This is a genomic window from Fulvivirga sp. AWR4_260, from assembly GCF_056158185.1.
On sequence record NZ_JBSWSU010000015.1, the window covers coordinates 1,018,436 to 1,034,027 of the forward strand.

Sequence of the window (15,592 nt, forward strand, 5' to 3'; positions counted from 1 at the left end):
TATTTTACTTAATAACTGCAATTATGGCTAAAAGTTAGAATATTTTTAAAATAATGTTTAAACATTGAAACTTAAAAAGTGTGGCTTCGTTATAATTAATGTTTAAACATTGAATTAATAATAACGGTAATAGCGATGGAAACTTTAGTAAAAACAAAGTGGTTAGTAGACCCAACTCACTCAGAGTTAATTTTTAAAGTAAAGCATATGATGATTTCTACGGTAACGGGTCATTTTGAAAGATATGATGGTGCTGTAGAGGCTGCGGGTGATGACTTTAGTAATGCAGAAATAGAGTTTAGTATTGATGTAAATTCTATTAATACTAAGAATTCAGATAGAGATATTCATCTCAAATCAGCAGATTTTTTTAATGCTGATGAGTATGGAGAGATTAAATTTAAATCTACTTCATTTAACGGTAGTAAATTAACGGGAGATTTAACAGTAAAGGATGTCACAAAAGAAGTGACTTTTGATGTTGACTTTAATGGTATAGCTGTTGATCCTTATGGACAAACCAAAGCTGGTTTTGAGGCAGAGGCTGAAATTAATAGAAAAGAATTTGGGCTGACATGGAGTGCTGTAACAGATGCTGGTAGTATTGTGGTGTCAGATAAAGTGAAATTGTCTGTTAACGTGCAGTTTGTGAAGCAATAGGCGTTTTATTTTAGGTTTTGATTAAAAAAGGTGAAGCTATTTAGCTTCACCTTTTTTAATTATTTCTTTTCGAATGAAACTTCAGCTTCTAAAGCTACTTCACTCCAAGTTTTGCTTACGCCATCAGGTCCGGTGTGTAAAGCTTCACAAGCTTTGTTGATGGAAGATACTGCCTCTAGAGCATCCCAATCTTCTAAGTTAATTACTGCCTTAAAAGTGTAGTAAGTTTCAGAAGTTACTTCGTAAGTAAATGGTACGTTTACTGTTTTTCCGTTTAAAGTGATGTCTGCAGAGCACGTTTCTTTGTCTTCACCTAATTTGAATTGACCAGAAATGATATCTGTATCTACCATTTTACCAAAAAAGAACTCTATGATTTTAGGGTCTCTGGTGCCTGTGGCATCGTTAGTGAATAAACTGCTAACAGTAATGTTGAATTTTGTTCCATCTAAAGCTTCTAATGGAGAATCACCTTCTTTAGAATTAGATAATTCAATTTTCTTAAAAGTACCTCCAACTGGTTTTTTTTCGGTGGTTTTATAAGCTGTGAAATTAACTTCGGCAGAAGATGTAACTACACTATATTTTCCTGTAGAAGTAGTTGCTTCAGTGGTCGTAGTTGTACTTTCTGTATCCTCTTTTTTTTGCTGACCGCAGCTTGCTGCAATTAATATAACGCCTAAGCATGCAAATGCTAATTTTTTCATAGTTCTGTGTTTTGCAAGTTTGTTATTAGATAATTAATAGAACGATCTAACACTATTTTCGTTCATCGAATTAAGTATTATTAATTATACAAATCTATTTTTTAAACTTAATATTCGCATAGAATAAGCGTAATTAATCCTGCTTTTTATGTTAGGCGACTTATCTGTTTACAAGAGGAGTTATTTGTAATTCTTTGGTGAAATTAAAGCGAGTAACCTAATGATAACCCTCCGTAATACGGTAAATAGCTGCCGCAGCAGGCCACAGGAGGAACCCAGTAAATCCTAAATATAATACCGTTTTTATAGCTTTGGTATCGGTAGCCCATTAGAAATTGCATTCCGTTTTGATACATGTCATCATCATCATCATGTCCCATGAAAGTAGACGCATCATAATCAAAAAGGTAGTTAGCTCCTAATTCAAATCCTCGGTGCTTTCCAAATATATAGTTGAAGCCTAAATGACTAGAAGTTTTTGTGAAGTTATTAACCTTGCCAATTCCTCCACGAAATCCCATCCTAACTGTTTTAGTTAATACAACTGTTCTTTCATAGGCTATTCCATAACCCATTATCATTGGTCCAGCTAATTCTATTATCACAGCATTTTTTCTTTTAAACTCATTTTCCTGAGCAGTAGATTGTATTACTATCACTGTTAGTAAAAACGACAGTAGGATATATTTCATTTTAATATCAAGGTTTAGGTGTTAAGACTATGTTGAGATGGGGAATAAATTTAATTTGTTTAAGCTAAAGACCCACTTAATTTCACAAAGGTTGTAATTATATATTATTATTGCAAGTATATTTTTTCTTTAATAAAGACGCGAGAGAAATACTTTTTTAGTAAGTTCCTACTTTAGAAGATTTTGGGCTTTTTTGCTAAAGTTGATTAACATAAGATTAGAAATAACATCACTCAATGAATATTTATAAAACCATTCAGGCCGAAATCATAAAGGCTGACAATATTATCATTACCGCTCATAAATCTCCTGATGGCGATTCCATCGGGTCCTCTCTCGGTCTTGCTGCTTTTATAAAAGCATTAGGCAAGCAAGTAACAGTTTGTCATCCAGATCCGGCACCAGAATTTCTCCATTGGTTGGGGGTTGAGTCTATATTGACCATGAGTAATGAAGCAGAAAAGATAACGGAGTTATTTGAAAATGCTGATCTTATTTTTTGTCTTGATTATAATTCGCCAGATAGGGTGGGTGATGAAATGCAGGCTTTATTAATAGACTCAACTGTCAAGAAAATTATGATCGATCATCACCTTGATCCAGCTGATTTTACTGATATCATGCTCTCGGAGGTTTCAGCATCTTCTACTAGTGAGCTAATAGCGGAGCTAATCATAGAATCTGGCAATGAAGCTCAATTAAATGAACAAATAGGTACGCCTCTTTATTTAGGGATTTTAACTGATACAGGAGCGTTTCGCTTTTCTTCTGTACAGCCCAGAACTCATGAAATTTTAGCATTTCTTTTAAAGGGTGGAGTTCAGCATCATTTGGTTCATGAGCAATTAAATGATAATAATACACTCTCTCGCCTGAGGTTGCAAGGATTTGCTTTAAGTGAAAAATTAGAGGTTTTGGATGATTTTAAGGTGGGAATTATCGGTTTGAGTAAAGAAGAATTGGAAAAGTTTAGCTACCAAAAAGGTGATACTGATACTTTGGCGAATCAGATATTATCGATTAAAGGTATGAAGGCAGGTATTGTATTTACCGAGCGTGACGGTATGATGAAAATCTCTTTTAGGTCAAAAGGAGATAACCATGTCAATACATTGGCCGCAGAACATTTTGAAGGAGGTGGGCATGCCAATGCTGCAGGAGGAAGAAGTGATTTATCGGTAAATGAAACTATTGAGAAGCTGAAAAGGTTGGTGCCGGTGTATTTTGGTGAGGGGTAATAGTTTTGTTATTATGATAACTATGTTTTTTCAGCATAAGAAACACTTTAATCTATTGCTTGTGCAGAATGGATTTGGCACATAAATATAGAGGAACCAAAATTGGAGCCATTTTTACAATTGGAAGCTTGATTTTAACGGTTACAGTTGTGGTTCCAATCATTTCAGTGATGCCAGGCATATTAGCAGAAGAGCTTATTTCTCAATTTGTGAAATTTGAATCTAATAAGGAGGTAGGAAGTGGTGTAATTATTCTATTTTCTGCTTTATTAATCCTTCTGCTAGCACTGTTTCTTTTTTGGGAAAAGAGCCAAGACAAAAAAAAGAAACAGATAGAGAATAAATTCATATACTTATTCATGACTGTTGCTTATTTCGTTTTGCATCCGTTGGGTTTTGTTATTATTGGCTATTTAATTGATTTTGTGCCGGTGTTGTACAAGCGAATAAGGTAAGCGTGGAACTTCATCGCCACCTTCACACACATTTGCAATGCCCCTTTAAAGCACATCCCCAACATTCCCACCACTCATCAGTCCTATTTCTGATGTTGTTAGAATTCACAGAAATAGGAATATATTGCCCGCAGGCAGATCAAATTGGTCTAGTGAGAAAATTTCGCAAAGACTTCAGGTAAACAAAGCGAAAACAACTTGTTGGGGTAATATTCAAGAACTGAGAAAAAGACATGATGAGGAAGTTCTTCAAAAGGTATATGACTTTTCGCAATCAGAGGATAGAAAGAAACGTATCATAGGAAAGGAGTTTTGACACAAGGTGATATTTCACTGAAGTTTATCCATCCGATGGCTCTAAGCCATCGGATGGATAATTGAGCAACAGTTAAATAGACTTATATTTTACTTTTTGCGTAGTTCAAATTTTATGGGTAAAATGAGAACTGAACTCACGGGCTTGCCATTATGCATGGCAGGGGTAAACTTTCCTAATGTGTGTATTGTGCGCACAGCCTCGTCTTTTAGCTCTTTGCTTCCAGGCTCATTGGAGTCATTATTTTGGTCACTGTAGCCAACCACTACTATTTCTTGCAATAAGGTGCCATCGAGTTTTTCTGCCACCACATCTTCTATGTTTCCTTCTTTGTTTACTGTAAATGATACATAAACCTGGCCTGCATTTGTGGCCTGTCTACTCATGGCGGGGTATCGAATCTCATTACCTAGTTGCTTGTACATCGCTTTTTCGCCCTGAGTATATACAGCAGTCGTGTCCTGACTAATAGGATTAAATGCGCTAATCAATAAGAAGAATGCCATCAGTGGCAGAAATAGGGCTGCTTTAAGATAACTGAGTTTGGATTTTGAATCGTGTTTTTCCATTTTTTTGAATCTTATATTTAAACTTGTTTTATTGCTTATGCCATTGCCTATTGGTAGAGAAATACCTGTTCTGGTCTTAAATAGGAGTTTTTGATACTCCAGAGGCTCTACACCGCTATTGAGAACCATCATGTCAGCAGCATATTCATGCTCTGCTTTTATATCGCGTTGAAACAACCAGATAATGGGGTTAAACCAAAAAATGATAGTGATTATTTCAAGCAATAAAGTATCCACAGTATGCCATTGATCCTTGTGAAATTTTTCATGAGTAAGGATCATTTCCAGATTCTTTTCTGTCATGGTTCTCTGCCCAATAAAGAGCACGCGGCCAAATGTGAAAGGTGAAAGGTTATCGTATATTATAGCTGTTTTGAAGTGCCCTAGGCGAGTTTTTTGTGCTTTGAGATATAAATAAATGATTTTGGATATGCCTGATAAAAATCTGAAGAGAAAGAAGGCCATACCTATTAAATAACAGATGAGTAGAATATTTATGGAATCCTCTGAGTTGACCGAAGCCACCTTCTGAAAGGTCTGTTGAATGGCATTACCTTCGCTTAGAGAGAAGTAGGTGACCACAGGCTCTTGCTGATCGAGGAAATATTGCTGTATAGGGAAGTGGATTAGCGTAATAGAAAATAGTACGCATGCCATGCCTGCAAAACGGTTGATGTGATGATTGGATTCGTAGCTGATAAATAGCTTGTAAATCGGGTATAAAAGCAGTAATGATAGGCTGGAGGTGATTAGGTAGTTTTCCATTATTTCTTGTTCTTTTCGTCTATCATTTTTTGAAAATGAGCTATAAGCTCTTCCATATCACTGGTAGATAACTCATCATCACTACTTAGCTCAGAAACCATTCTCTTGTACGAGTTAGAAAAATAATTCTTCACCATTGATTTCATCATATGGCTGGTATAAGCTGATTTTTTCACCAGGGGATAATATTCATAGGTGTTAGCAATGGCTGTTTTACCGATGAATCCTTTCTTTTCTAATATTTTAATGATGGTGGCCACGGTGGTGTAGGCAGGCTGTGGAGGCTCATATTCGTTTACAATATCCCTTATCACTCCCTTTTTTATAGACCATAATATTTTCATGGCCTTTTCCTCAGCTTTTGTCAGCTCGAACTGGTTGTATTCTTGTTTCATAAATCTAATCTACTAAAAATTTAGTAGATCTACTAATTGTATAGTAGAAATATGTTTGAGATGAAATGATTTTAGTTTTGTAGAAGTAGTGTTTGACGATCGGTCATTACTTTATATACAGTTTCTCAATGCACTTGGCCTGATGATATCCAATTTGTGGAAGGATACAGAAAAACATTATTTGGGATGACAATGTCCTTAAAGATCAAAAGGCATTTATAGAAAATTTGAGCTAATGAACTATAAGGGCGAAACAGTGGAGGCCTTAGATCTCATATCTATGATTGGGAGTTAGATACTTTTTAATTAATTATTCTGTTTTGGATTCAGTTAGGCTCAATGGTAACGCTGACATTAATTATTTGCGAAATGTTGGAGTAATCAATAAGCCTTGGGATAATAGAGGAATATTGTATACTGATACTTTAGAATTTAAATTTAGAAATGTTTATGTGACGAAGGTTGCCACTGATGAAATAGTGGTTGATGCTGTATATATTTCTATTACTTATATTGGTTATTTCGAATCTACAGAAAACGTATCATCCGATCTGGAATACACGAGGTGTTATGAAATTATTAATTCAAAAGATCAGCCATTTGAATGGTGGTTTTTAAGAAAATATTAACCTTGATCGCAACTTCCACAGGCATTTGCCATGCCTCTTCAAAACACTTCCCCAACATTCCAACCACTCATCTGTTCTATTTCTGATGTTATTAGAATTCACAGAAATAGGAATATATTGTCCGCAGGCAGATATCTACATAGATCCCTGGAAGCCGGTAGATCGAGCGCTGATTACCCATGGGCACTCTGATCATAGCCGCTGGGGGCACAAATATTATTTGTGTACTGAGGCTGCCATGCCGGTGATCAAATATAGGCTGGGGCAGGATATTAATGTGGAAACTGTAAAGTTTGGTGAGATAAGAACCATCAATGGCGTAAAGTTTTCGTTTCATCCGGCCGGTCATATTATTGGTTCTGCTCAGATCCGAGTAGAGTATAAAGGAGAGGTTTGGGTAGCTTCTGGAGATTATAAGGTGGTGGAAGATGGCTTCACGGAGCCCTTTGAGCCAGTGAAGTGTAATACCTTTATTACGGAGTCCACTTTTGGTTTGCCTATTTATAAGTGGAAGTCGCAAGAGGAGGAGTTTAAGGAGATCAACAATTGGTGGCGTACTAATCAGGAAAATGGCAAAGTTACGGTGCTCACAGGCTATGCTTTAGGCAAGGCGCAGCGCATTATTCAAAACCTGGATGATTCCATCGGTACTATTTATACCCACGGGGCAGTCGAAAATGTTAATGAAGTGATTCGTGATCAGGGTATTAACCTAAAACCGACAGTAAGAGTAACATCAGAAATTCCGAAAGAAAAATTCAAAGGAAATATAGTAGTGGCCACGCCCTCAGCGGTAGGCTCACCATGGATGAAAAAGTTTATGCCTTGCAGTGTAGGTGTAGCCTCTGGGTGGATGAGCCTTCGTGGAGCCCGCAGAAGGCGTGCAGTAGACCGCGGCTTTGTGCTCTCGGACCATGCTGATTGGGATGAACTCAATACCGCCATAAAAGCCACGGAAGCTGAAAGAGTTTTTGTTACCCATGGTTACACCAGTATTTTCAGTCAGTGGCTCAATGAGCAAGGCATAGAATCTGGTCGTGTAGAAACTCAATATGAAGGTGAGCTCAGCGAAATAGGAGAATCAACTGTGAAAGAAGACGAGGAGGAAAGCTGATGAAGCATTTTACTGAGCTATTCACCCGCCTGGATCAGACCACAAAAACACTGGTAAAGGTAGATGCCCTTACCGAATATTTCGAAAAGGCTCCTGACAAAGATAAGCTTTGGACCATAGCGCTCCTTTCTCATCGTAGGCCTAAGCGAACGGTTAATCGAAATTACATCAAGCAGTGGGCCGCAGAGTTCAGCGGCCTGCCTTTTTGGCTTTTTGAAGAGAGTTACCACGTGGCAGGAGATTTGGCTGAGACCATCGCCCTCATATTACCTAACCCGGCTACCAGAACTGACTTCACGCTTACTTACTGGATAGAGTTCATACAGTCACTGGGAGGTCTGGAGGAAGAGGAGAAAAAGGCTAAATTAAAGGATGCCTGGCTTTCGCTGGATGCCATTGAGCGCTTTGTGTTCAATAAGCTGATCACTGGTGGTTTTAGAATGGGTGTTTCCCAAAAGCTGATGACAAGGGCTTTGTCGAAATATACAGGTGTAGATGAAAGCAGTCTGGCACATCGCCTTATGGGTAATTGGACTCCTGAAACTACTACTTTTCATGATCTGGTGCTGTCTGAGGACCCTAATGAAGATAATTCAAAGCCATATCCTTTTTATCTGGCCTATGCTTTAGAAGATGAGGTGGACTCACTGGGCAGCCCTGATGAATGGATGGCAGAAAGAAAGTGGGATGGCATCCGCGGGCAGATCATAGTTCGGAATAATGAACTCTATGTATGGTCCAGAGGAGAGGAGCTGGTAACAGATAAGTATCCTGAATATGAGGTGCTAACAGATAAACTACCCAACGGCACTGTGTTAGATGGGGAAATTCTGCCTTTTAAAGATGGACAGCCGCTTTCATTCAATTTACTGCAAACAAGAATTGGTCGTAAAAATCTGACTAAGAGTGTATTGCAAAAGTCTCCTGTGGTTTTTAGGGTATATGATGTTTTAGAATGGCAAGGAGAAGACATTCGTCAAAAGCCCATGCAAGAAAGGAGGAAGCTGCTGGAAGAAATTGTGAGCCAGGTGAATGATCCTGTTATGCCTATTTCTGAGCTGGTAGCATTTGAAAGTTGGGAGCAGCTGGCAGAGGAGCGCGACAAGAGTCGGGAATACATCAGTGAAGGCATTATGCTCAAGCGCAAGGATTCAATTTACCGTGATGGTAGAAAAAAAGGCGATTGGTGGAAATGGAAGGTCGATCCTTTAACTATTGATGCCGTTATGATCTACGCTATGCGAGGCAGCGGCCGCAGAGCTAATTTATATACGGATTATACTTTCGCTGTCTGGGATGGAGAGCTGCTGGTTCCATTTACCAAAGCCTACTCTGGCCTCACCGATAAAGAAATTGGGCAGGTAGATCGGTTTGTGAAAAAAAACACCATCGATAGGTTCGGGCCGGTAAGAAGTGTAAAACCAGAGCTGGTCTTTGAAATTGCCTTTGAAGGCATCAATAAATCTACCCGCCATAAATCAGGTGTGGCTCTTAGGTTTCCCCGAATAAAAAGATGGCGACATGATAAAAAGAAAGAAGAAGCCAATACTTTAGAGGAGCTGCATCAGTTGCTAGAAGTATATGGTTAAGTTATAATATAAAAAAATCAAAAATGGAATATAAGAGACTCGGAAAATCAGGTTTACAAATAAGTAGATTGTCATTTGGTTCATGGCTTACCTTTGGTAAACAGATAGGAGACAATACTGCAGAAGATCTCATGAAGATGGCTTATGATGGTGGTATCAACTTTTTTGATAATGCAGAAGCTTATGCTGGCGGCAAGTCAGAAGAGGTAATGGGTGAGGTACTTAGTAAAATGGGGTGGAGAAGAGATAGTTACATTGTTTCGAGTAAAGTTTTTTTTGGTGCTGATGAAGGTGCGGGAAACTTAAAGCCAACCCAAAGAGGTCTGAGTAGAAAGCATGTTACAGAAGCTTGCCATCAGGCGCTGAAAAGATTAAAGGTAGATTATCTGGACTTATATTTTTGTCACCGGCCTGATAAGGAAACTCCTATAGAGGAAACGGTCTGGGCGATGCATAATCTGATTCAGCAGGGTAAAGTGCTCTATTGGGGTACTTCTGAATGGAGCGCGCAAGAGATCATGGAAGCGCACATGGTGGCCAGACAGTACAATCTCATAGGCCCTACCATGGAGCAGCCTCAATATAACATGATGGTGCGAGATAAAGTGGAGGTGGAGTACTCGCAGATATATAAAACTGTAGGTTTGGGTACTACCGTGTGGTCACCATTGGCTTCAGGGTTGCTTACAGGGAAGTACAATAATGAATCTCCGGAAGATACTCGCTTTAAGTTTGAAAGTTTAGGATGGTTAAAGGATATAACTCTTGCCGAAGAAAAACTTGAGAAAGTAAGAAAATTAACCGCTTTTGCTAAAGAATTAGGCACCACAATGCCCTTATTAGCTTTGGCGTGGTGTTTAAAAAACGATAATGTGAGTACTGTTATTCTGGGTGCTTCAAAAACGAGCCAGCTGGAAGAAAACCTGAAAGCTATTGATGTAAAAGAGAAGCTCACCCCAGATGTAATGGAGCATATTGAGCAAATTCTTGATAATAAGCCCCAGCAACCAGCATTCTAACGTATGGGGCAGGAACTTATTCAAATAGGTGAGAGCTGGTTTAATGACCAAAACTGGAAGCCTTTTCAATTTCAATTGGAGAGCTGGCAGGCTTATTTGGATGGTTATAATGGGCTGGTAAACGCGCCTACGGGTAGTGGTAAAACTTATTCTTTGGTGATGCCTATTCTTTTGGAATACATTAGGGAAAACGGAGGTGCTACTTCATCTATTGGGAAAAACGGCCTTCGCGCCATTTGGATTACGCCTATAAAGGCACTGGCCAAAGAGATCAGTAATTCAGCCCAGCGAGCGGTAAACGGGCTTGGTCTTGATTGGCAGGTGGCGCTCAGAACAGGAGATACATCACCAGCTGACCGGCAAAAGATGAAGAAAAATCCACCTGAGTTTCTGATCACCACGCCTGAGAGTTTGCAGCTTATGTTAGCTCAAAAGCAATACCCTAAGTTCTTTAAAAACCTCAGAGCCGTGGTGTGTGACGAATGGCATGAGCTGCTGGGCTCTAAACGTGGAGTGCAAATGGAGTTGGGCTTGTCCCGATTAAAAAATATTTGTCCGGATCTGAAGGTGTGGGGAATATCAGCAACCATAGGTAATATGGATGAGGCTGTTCAGGCGTTGCTGGGATCTACTTTAGAGCAAGGTAAAAGCAAAATTATTCGCTCAGATATAAAAAAGGCGATTGAGGTAGAATCTGTGCTACCAGACACTTTGGAGAAATTACCCTGGGCTGGCCATTTGGGAGTGAATCTTATCGATAAGGTTATACCTATCATAAAGAACAGTAATAGTACTTTGATTTTTACCAACACACGGTCTTTCGCAGAGATTTGGTATCAAAAGCTTTTAGAAAGAGCACCTGAGTTGGCCGGAATAATGGCGATGCATCATGGTTCAATCAGTAGAGAGCTGAGAGATTGGGTCGAAAATGCACTGCATCAAGAGCAGCTCAAAGCCGTGGTATGCACCTCAAGCTTGGATCTGGGGGTAGATTTTCGACCTGTAGAAACGATTATTCAGATAGGGAGCCCCAAGGGCGTAGCCCGGTTTATGCAGCGAGCAGGTAGAAGTGGTCATCAGCCAGGGGCGCTGAGTAAAATATTCTTTGTACCTACTCACTCCCTGGAGTTGGTGGAGGCAGCTGCGTTGCGGGAAGCGATTAAGGTGGGCCTTGTGGAGGATCGTATTCCTTATATCCGTTCTTTTGACGTACTCATCCAGTATCTGGTGACACTAGCCGTATCTGATGGCTTTAACGAAAAGGAAATCTTTGAAGAGGTAAAAGGCACTTTCAGTTTCAATAGCATCAATCGTGAAGAATGGGTGTGGTTGCTTAGCTTCATCACTACCGGAGGAAACGCTCTTACCGCCTATGATGAATACAGGAAAGTTGAGGTTGAGGATGGTCTTTACAAGGTGAATAACAGAAGAATAGCTATGCGACATCGCTTGTCCATCGGCACTATTGTGAGTGACTCTTCCTTAAAAGTGAAGTATGTTACCGGTAAGTATATCGGTACTATTGAAGAGTGGTTCATTGCGCGCTTATCTCCGGGTGATGTTTTCTGGTTTGCCGGAAGAAATTTGGAGTTTGTACGTATTAAAGAAATGGCTGTTCAGGTGCGTAACACCAAGAAAAAAGCAAAGGCTGTTCCTTCCTGGATGGGCGGCAGAATGCCGCTTTCCAGTCAAATGTCCGTGATGCTGCGCAAAAAGTTGCATGAGGTCACCTTGCCGGGTAAGAAAGAAGATGTAGAACTCAACTTTCTTCAGCCCTTGATGGATTTACAACGGAAAAGATCTCATTTGCCTTCAAAAGATGAGTTTTTGATTGAATATTTTAAAACCAGAGAGGGCTATCACGTACTGATGTATCCTTTCGAAGGTCGTTTTGTTCATGAAGGTATGGGAGCGCTGTTGGCCAAAAGAATTAGTGAGATTACACCCATCACGCTGAGTATTGCCATGAATGATTATGGCTTTGAACTACTTTCTGATAAAGAAATTCCTATTTATGAAGCCCTGGAAATAGATATCCTTTCCTCTGATAACCTCTATCAGGATATTCAGGGAAGTATGAATAGTGTAGAGATGGCCAGAAGGCGATTTAGAGATATTGCCGCCATATCAGGCTTGGTGTTTAAGGGGTATCCTGGTCAGCAGATTAAAGACAGGCATTTGCAGTCGTCCTCACAGTTATTTTTTGATGTTTTTCATGACTATGAAGCTGATAACCTATTGCTGCTTCAGGCCTATGAGGAGGTGATGGATTTTCAATTAGAAGAAGCACGTATGCGAAAGGCTCTGGATAGAATCCATCATCAAAAAATCATTATTAAAGAGCCTGAAAAGCCCACACCATTTGCTTTTCCTATTATGGTAGATAGAATGAGAGAAAAACTGTCTTCTGAAAAATTGGAGGATAGAATAAAGAGGATGACTTTACAATTTGATGAATAGCCTAGTTTTTAAAGAAAATATGCACCTTAATTGGCTTCATTTCGTTTTGTTATTGTAATTAAATAAAAAGCATATGTCAAAGTTTAAAGATTTAATTAATGGAGATAAACCTGTTTTAGTTGATTTTTACGCAACTTGGTGTGGCCCATGTCAGATGCAAGCCCCTATGTTAGATGAGTTGAAGGCTGAAATTGGAGATAAGGCAAGAATAATAAAAGTAGATATAGATAATAATAAGCAGGCGGCTCTGACTTATGGAGTTAGGGGAGTGCCTACGTTGGTCGTTTTTAAAAACGGTCAGATAAAATGGCGGGAATCAGGAGTGCATACTAAGCAGCAGCTTGCTGATGTGCTTAATATTTATGCATAGACCGATTAAAACGACAAAGGGTGCTGAATTCAGCACCCTTTGTCGTTTATGTTATCTCTAAGCTTAAGCTAAAGTTTTGCCTTTAGTTACTGCCCAGATAGTGTTTATGTTTTGAATTAATTGTTTTAATTCAGCAGGCTTTAAAGACTGTTTTGGGTCATCGCCAATTCCGAATTTAGGGTCTACGTGCGTTTCGATAATTAATCCATCGGCACCATAAGCCATGGCAGCCATTGATGCTGCTGCTACATATTTCGCTCTTCCTACTGAGTGAGAAGGATCTACAATTACTGGAGCCCAAGTTTTTTCCTTTACTAAAGGAGTAATGCTTTCGTCAGGATTATTTCTGTATCCATCAACTTGAGGAATAGTACCCCTCGGGCAAAGCATTACATTTGGATTACCACCAGCAGCAATATATTCTGCGGCCGCGATTAATTCATTAATTGGTCCCATAGCTCTACCTCTTTTAAGAAGAACGGTAGTGTTGGTTCCTGCAGTTTTTTCTCCAATCTTTTTAAGAAGAGAGTAGTTTAATGCATTTCTTGTTCCTATTTGAAGGATGTCAACTTGTGCTTCTAAGGCTACTTCAAGTTGGTGCTCATCCATTACTTCCGTGTCAACAGGTAGGCCAGTTTGCTCTCTCGCTTCTATAAGCGTTTTGATAGATCTGTCATCCCCTTGAAATGAATACGGCATTGTTCTTGGTTTCCAAACTCCACCTCTAATGGCTTTAGCGCCAGCTTCTTTTACAGCGTGAGCTGTCTCGATAAAGTAGTTAGGATTATTAGGGTCAATAGTACATTGGCCTGCTATAATAAAAGGCTCAGCACCTAGAATGTTGCTTCCTATTTTGATTTTATGGTGAGCCAATTCTGAATGAATGTCCATTAATTTATAAGGAGAGTCAATAGCGTCAAACCTATCAATATAATCAAGTCCCAGAATTCTGTTAATCATTACTTGTTCTCTTTCTTCGCCAAGTAGGGCATAAATAGTTCTGTGGTGACCTTCGATAGCCTGAACTTTACAATTGTATTCGCTTGCTATCTCATTAATTTCGTTTTGCTGTGCTTCTGTCAGCCTGGGTTCCTTGGGTATTATCATGATTACCGTATTTTCAATAAAGATTCAAATGTAATCTTAAATGATAAATTTCAAAGAGAATAGGCGTATTTTCGTTACCGCAATGCAATATTTTTAGCAAATTAGTAATTATTGCTCGTATAAATGAAAATCATTCAAGAAATAATCGGTTTGGAGATTAGTTTATCAAAAAGTGAGGTGGTTTTGTTACCTGAAAAAGGTATTGTTCTCAAACAAGAAAAGATTTTGCTTTTGGCAGATTTACATTTAGGTAAAGCTAACCATTTTAGGCGGTCAGGTATTGCTGTTTCGCGGCAGGTAAATGATGAAAATATTGATACGCTAATAGCTTTATTGCAAAAGTATAATATACAACGCGTTATATTTTTGGGCGATTTATTTCATAGTCACTATAATCAGGAGTGGGAAGTGCTGGGGCAGGTTATTGATGCTTTTCGAGAAATTTCATTTGAACTAGTGATGGGGAACCATGATATATTGAGTGATTATCAATATTTCAAGCATAATATCTATTTGCATAGGGAGCCTTTAGTGTGCGGTAAGTTCCTGCTGTCGCATGAGCCATTAGAGAATATTCCTGATGGTTTATATAATCTGGCAGGACATATTCATCCTGGAGTTACGCTGCGAGGGAGTGGTAGGCAATCTATTACATTGCCATGTTTTTATTTTAAAGAGAATCAGGGTTTGCTCCCTGCATTCGGTGCTTTTACAGGTTTATTTCGTTTAAAGCCAAAAAAGGAGGAAAGAGTTTTTGTAATAATAGAGGGGAAGGTAATGGGGGTGTGAAATCATCTTCATTAATAAGTTTAATGAAGATGATATTATTGTAACTAATTCTGCTAGTTACTTTTTTCCTCCGAAAATGTAAGCTCCTATTCTAACACCCCAATAGCTATTTTTAATCTCATCGATAGTAGCTGTTGTGCCGTTTTCATACTCAACCGTTACACTTTCTGTGTTTCCGATAATGTTATAATCGAAATTAAGGTTGAAGTGTCCTATATCTAATCCTAATCTTGGGTAGAACCCGAATTTAGATCCGCCCCCAACTTCTCCTGTACTCGATCCAACAGAAGCTGATGCCATTGAGAATATACCAAGTCCTAGGCCCACATATGGACGAACCTTAGAATCAGACAAATAATATTGTCCATTTACAGTGTAAGAGCCACTGCCGGTAACATCAGCTTCTTCATTACCGATTTGTCTTGCCATAGCCGCAGACTCTATTCTTAGTCCCACTGCTATGTCATCATTAATGCGGTAGGCAGGTTCTAAGTCAAGTAAAACTCCACCGCCTCCATCGCTAGGAGAGCAATAACCTAAGCCAATACCTAATTTAAAGGCTTTATAATCTTGTGCGTTTACAGTAATTAATGCCATTAAGGATAATGCGAAAGAAAGTACAACTCTTTTCATGATTTGTTTTATTAAGTTATATAATTAAATAAAAGTTGTAAGTATTTAAAAAATTCAGACAACAATAGATTTTTTGCAATGTATT

The 15,592-nt window shown here is 38.9% G+C and carries 16 protein-coding genes; 10 read left to right on the forward strand and 6 right to left on the reverse strand.

Annotated elements, in window-relative coordinates; genetic code table 11:
* The first annotated feature begins 135 nt into the window (after positions 1–135).
* A complete protein-coding gene (locus tag ACXACQ_RS10820; protein ID WP_474975960.1) occupies positions 136–660 on the forward strand; it encodes a YceI family protein in 525 nt (174 codons plus the stop codon).
* A 59-nt stretch (positions 661–719) separates the two neighbouring features.
* Here the strand turns inward: ACXACQ_RS10820 and ACXACQ_RS10825 are convergent, their stop codons facing one another.
* Both ACXACQ_RS10825 and ACXACQ_RS10830 read right to left on the reverse strand, forming a co-directional pair.
* Positions 720–1,367 carry a hypothetical protein gene (locus ACXACQ_RS10825; RefSeq protein ID WP_474975961.1) on the reverse strand — a complete coding sequence of 216 codons (648 nt, stop codon included), beginning with the start codon at positions 1,365–1,367 and terminating at the stop codon, positions 720–722.
* A gap of 203 nt (positions 1,368–1,570) precedes the next feature.
* Complete coding sequence (locus ACXACQ_RS10830) at positions 1,571–2,059, reverse strand: hypothetical protein (RefSeq protein WP_474975962.1); 489 nt, start codon at positions 2,057–2,059, stop codon at positions 1,571–1,573.
* A 236-nt stretch (positions 2,060–2,295) separates the two neighbouring features.
* On the opposite strand from ACXACQ_RS10830, the gene ACXACQ_RS10835 reads away from it, so the two are divergent.
* Complete coding sequence (locus ACXACQ_RS10835) at positions 2,296–3,297, forward strand: DHH family phosphoesterase (RefSeq protein ID WP_474975963.1); 1,002 nt, start codon at positions 2,296–2,298, stop codon at positions 3,295–3,297.
* Positions 3,298–3,365: 68 nt separating this feature from the next.
* Positions 3,366–3,752 (forward strand): hypothetical protein, encoded by a 387-nt coding sequence (locus ACXACQ_RS10840; RefSeq protein WP_474975964.1) that lies wholly within the window; start codon positions 3,366–3,368, stop codon positions 3,750–3,752.
* 405 nt (positions 3,753–4,157) lie between these two features.
* On the opposite strand, the gene ACXACQ_RS10845 is transcribed toward ACXACQ_RS10840, so the two are convergent.
* Positions 4,158–5,402, reverse strand: coding sequence for a M56 family metallopeptidase (locus tag ACXACQ_RS10845; protein WP_474975965.1), 1,245 nt, complete (start codon positions 5,400–5,402; stop codon positions 4,158–4,160).
* Entirely contained in the window at positions 5,402–5,797 is a 396-nt protein-coding gene (locus ACXACQ_RS10850) for a BlaI/MecI/CopY family transcriptional regulator (RefSeq protein WP_474975966.1), read from the reverse strand. The genes ACXACQ_RS10845 and ACXACQ_RS10850 overlap by 1 nt, the downstream gene beginning before the upstream one ends.
* Positions 5,798–6,117: 320 nt before the next feature.
* Here ACXACQ_RS10850 and ACXACQ_RS10855 point away from each other — a divergent pair, with 320 nt between their 5' ends.
* The 6 genes from ACXACQ_RS10855 (at position 6,118) to trxA (ending at position 12,978) form a co-directional block, all read left to right on the forward strand.
* A complete protein-coding gene (locus tag ACXACQ_RS10855) occupies positions 6,118–6,426 on the forward strand; it encodes a hypothetical protein (protein WP_474975967.1) in 309 nt (102 codons plus the stop codon).
* Between the two features lie 85 nt (positions 6,427–6,511).
* Positions 6,512–7,540: a ligase-associated DNA damage response exonuclease gene (locus tag ACXACQ_RS10860; RefSeq protein ID WP_474975968.1), complete on the forward strand. Its 1,029-nt coding sequence runs from the start codon at positions 6,512–6,514 to the stop codon at positions 7,538–7,540.
* Entirely contained in the window at positions 7,540–9,129 is a 1,590-nt protein-coding gene (locus ACXACQ_RS10865; protein WP_474975969.1) for an ATP-dependent DNA ligase, read from the forward strand. Before ACXACQ_RS10860 ends, ACXACQ_RS10865 begins: the two co-directional genes overlap by 1 nt.
* Before the next feature lie 23 nt (positions 9,130–9,152).
* Positions 9,153–10,148, forward strand: a complete 996-nt coding sequence (locus ACXACQ_RS10870; protein ID WP_474975970.1) for a potassium channel beta subunit family protein — start codon at positions 9,153–9,155, stop codon at positions 10,146–10,148.
* Positions 10,149–10,151: 3 nt separating this feature from the next.
* Positions 10,152–12,608 (forward strand): ligase-associated DNA damage response DEXH box helicase, encoded by a 2,457-nt coding sequence (locus ACXACQ_RS10875; protein WP_474975971.1) that lies wholly within the window; start codon positions 10,152–10,154, stop codon positions 12,606–12,608.
* A gap of 73 nt (positions 12,609–12,681) precedes the next feature.
* Positions 12,682–12,978: a thioredoxin gene (trxA, locus tag ACXACQ_RS10880; RefSeq protein ID WP_474975972.1), complete on the forward strand. Its 297-nt coding sequence runs from the start codon at positions 12,682–12,684 to the stop codon at positions 12,976–12,978.
* Between the two features lie 63 nt (positions 12,979–13,041).
* Here trxA and ACXACQ_RS10885 read toward each other — a convergent pair whose 3' ends face one another.
* Positions 13,042–14,085 carry a hypothetical protein gene (locus ACXACQ_RS10885; RefSeq protein WP_474975973.1) on the reverse strand — a complete coding sequence of 348 codons (1,044 nt, stop codon included), beginning with the start codon at positions 14,083–14,085 and terminating at the stop codon, positions 13,042–13,044.
* A 123-nt stretch (positions 14,086–14,208) separates the two neighbouring features.
* On the opposite strand from ACXACQ_RS10885, the gene pdeM reads away from it, so the two are divergent.
* A complete protein-coding gene (gene pdeM / locus ACXACQ_RS10890) occupies positions 14,209–14,874 on the forward strand; it encodes a ligase-associated DNA damage response endonuclease PdeM (protein WP_474975974.1) in 666 nt (221 codons plus the stop codon).
* A gap of 57 nt (positions 14,875–14,931) precedes the next feature.
* Here the strand turns inward: pdeM and ACXACQ_RS10895 are convergent, their stop codons facing one another.
* Positions 14,932–15,507, reverse strand: a complete 576-nt coding sequence (locus ACXACQ_RS10895) for an outer membrane beta-barrel protein (protein ID WP_474975975.1) — start codon at positions 15,505–15,507, stop codon at positions 14,932–14,934.
* Positions 15,508–15,592 lie beyond the last annotated feature (85 nt).

Excerpts from the sequence above, each read along its gene's own strand:
- ACXACQ_RS10825 (WP_474975961.1), bottom strand. The coding sequence starts at position 1,367 with ATGAAAAAATTAGCATTTGCATGCTTAGGCGTTATATTAATTGCAGCA.
- ACXACQ_RS10835 (WP_474975963.1), top strand. The coding sequence starts at position 2,296 with ATGAATATTTATAAAACCATTCAGGCCGAAATCATAAAGGCTGACAAT.
- ACXACQ_RS10860 (WP_474975968.1), top strand. The coding sequence starts at position 6,512 with ATGTTATTAGAATTCACAGAAATAGGAATATATTGTCCGCAGGCAGAT.
- ACXACQ_RS10865 (WP_474975969.1), top strand. The coding sequence starts at position 7,540 with ATGAAGCATTTTACTGAGCTATTCACCCGCCTGGATCAGACCACAAAA.
- ACXACQ_RS10850 (WP_474975966.1), bottom strand. The coding sequence starts at position 5,797 with ATGAAACAAGAATACAACCAGTTCGAGCTGACAAAAGCTGAGGAAAAG.
- ACXACQ_RS10870 (WP_474975970.1), top strand. The coding sequence starts at position 9,153 with ATGGAATATAAGAGACTCGGAAAATCAGGTTTACAAATAAGTAGATTG.
- ACXACQ_RS10885 (WP_474975973.1), bottom strand. The coding sequence starts at position 14,085 with ATGATAATACCCAAGGAACCCAGGCTGACAGAAGCACAGCAAAACGAA.
- ACXACQ_RS10845 (WP_474975965.1), bottom strand. The coding sequence starts at position 5,402 with ATGGAAAACTACCTAATCACCTCCAGCCTATCATTACTGCTTTTATAC.
- ACXACQ_RS10895 (WP_474975975.1), bottom strand. The coding sequence starts at position 15,507 with ATGAAAAGAGTTGTACTTTCTTTCGCATTATCCTTAATGGCATTAATT.
- ACXACQ_RS10830 (WP_474975962.1), bottom strand. The coding sequence starts at position 2,059 with ATGAAATATATCCTACTGTCGTTTTTACTAACAGTGATAGTAATACAA.
- ACXACQ_RS10875 (WP_474975971.1), top strand. The coding sequence starts at position 10,152 with ATGGGGCAGGAACTTATTCAAATAGGTGAGAGCTGGTTTAATGACCAA.
- ACXACQ_RS10820 (WP_474975960.1), top strand. The coding sequence starts at position 136 with ATGGAAACTTTAGTAAAAACAAAGTGGTTAGTAGACCCAACTCACTCA.
- trxA (WP_474975972.1), top strand. The coding sequence starts at position 12,682 with ATGTCAAAGTTTAAAGATTTAATTAATGGAGATAAACCTGTTTTAGTT.
- pdeM (WP_474975974.1), top strand. The coding sequence starts at position 14,209 with ATGAAAATCATTCAAGAAATAATCGGTTTGGAGATTAGTTTATCAAAA.
- ACXACQ_RS10840 (WP_474975964.1), top strand. The coding sequence starts at position 3,366 with ATGGATTTGGCACATAAATATAGAGGAACCAAAATTGGAGCCATTTTT.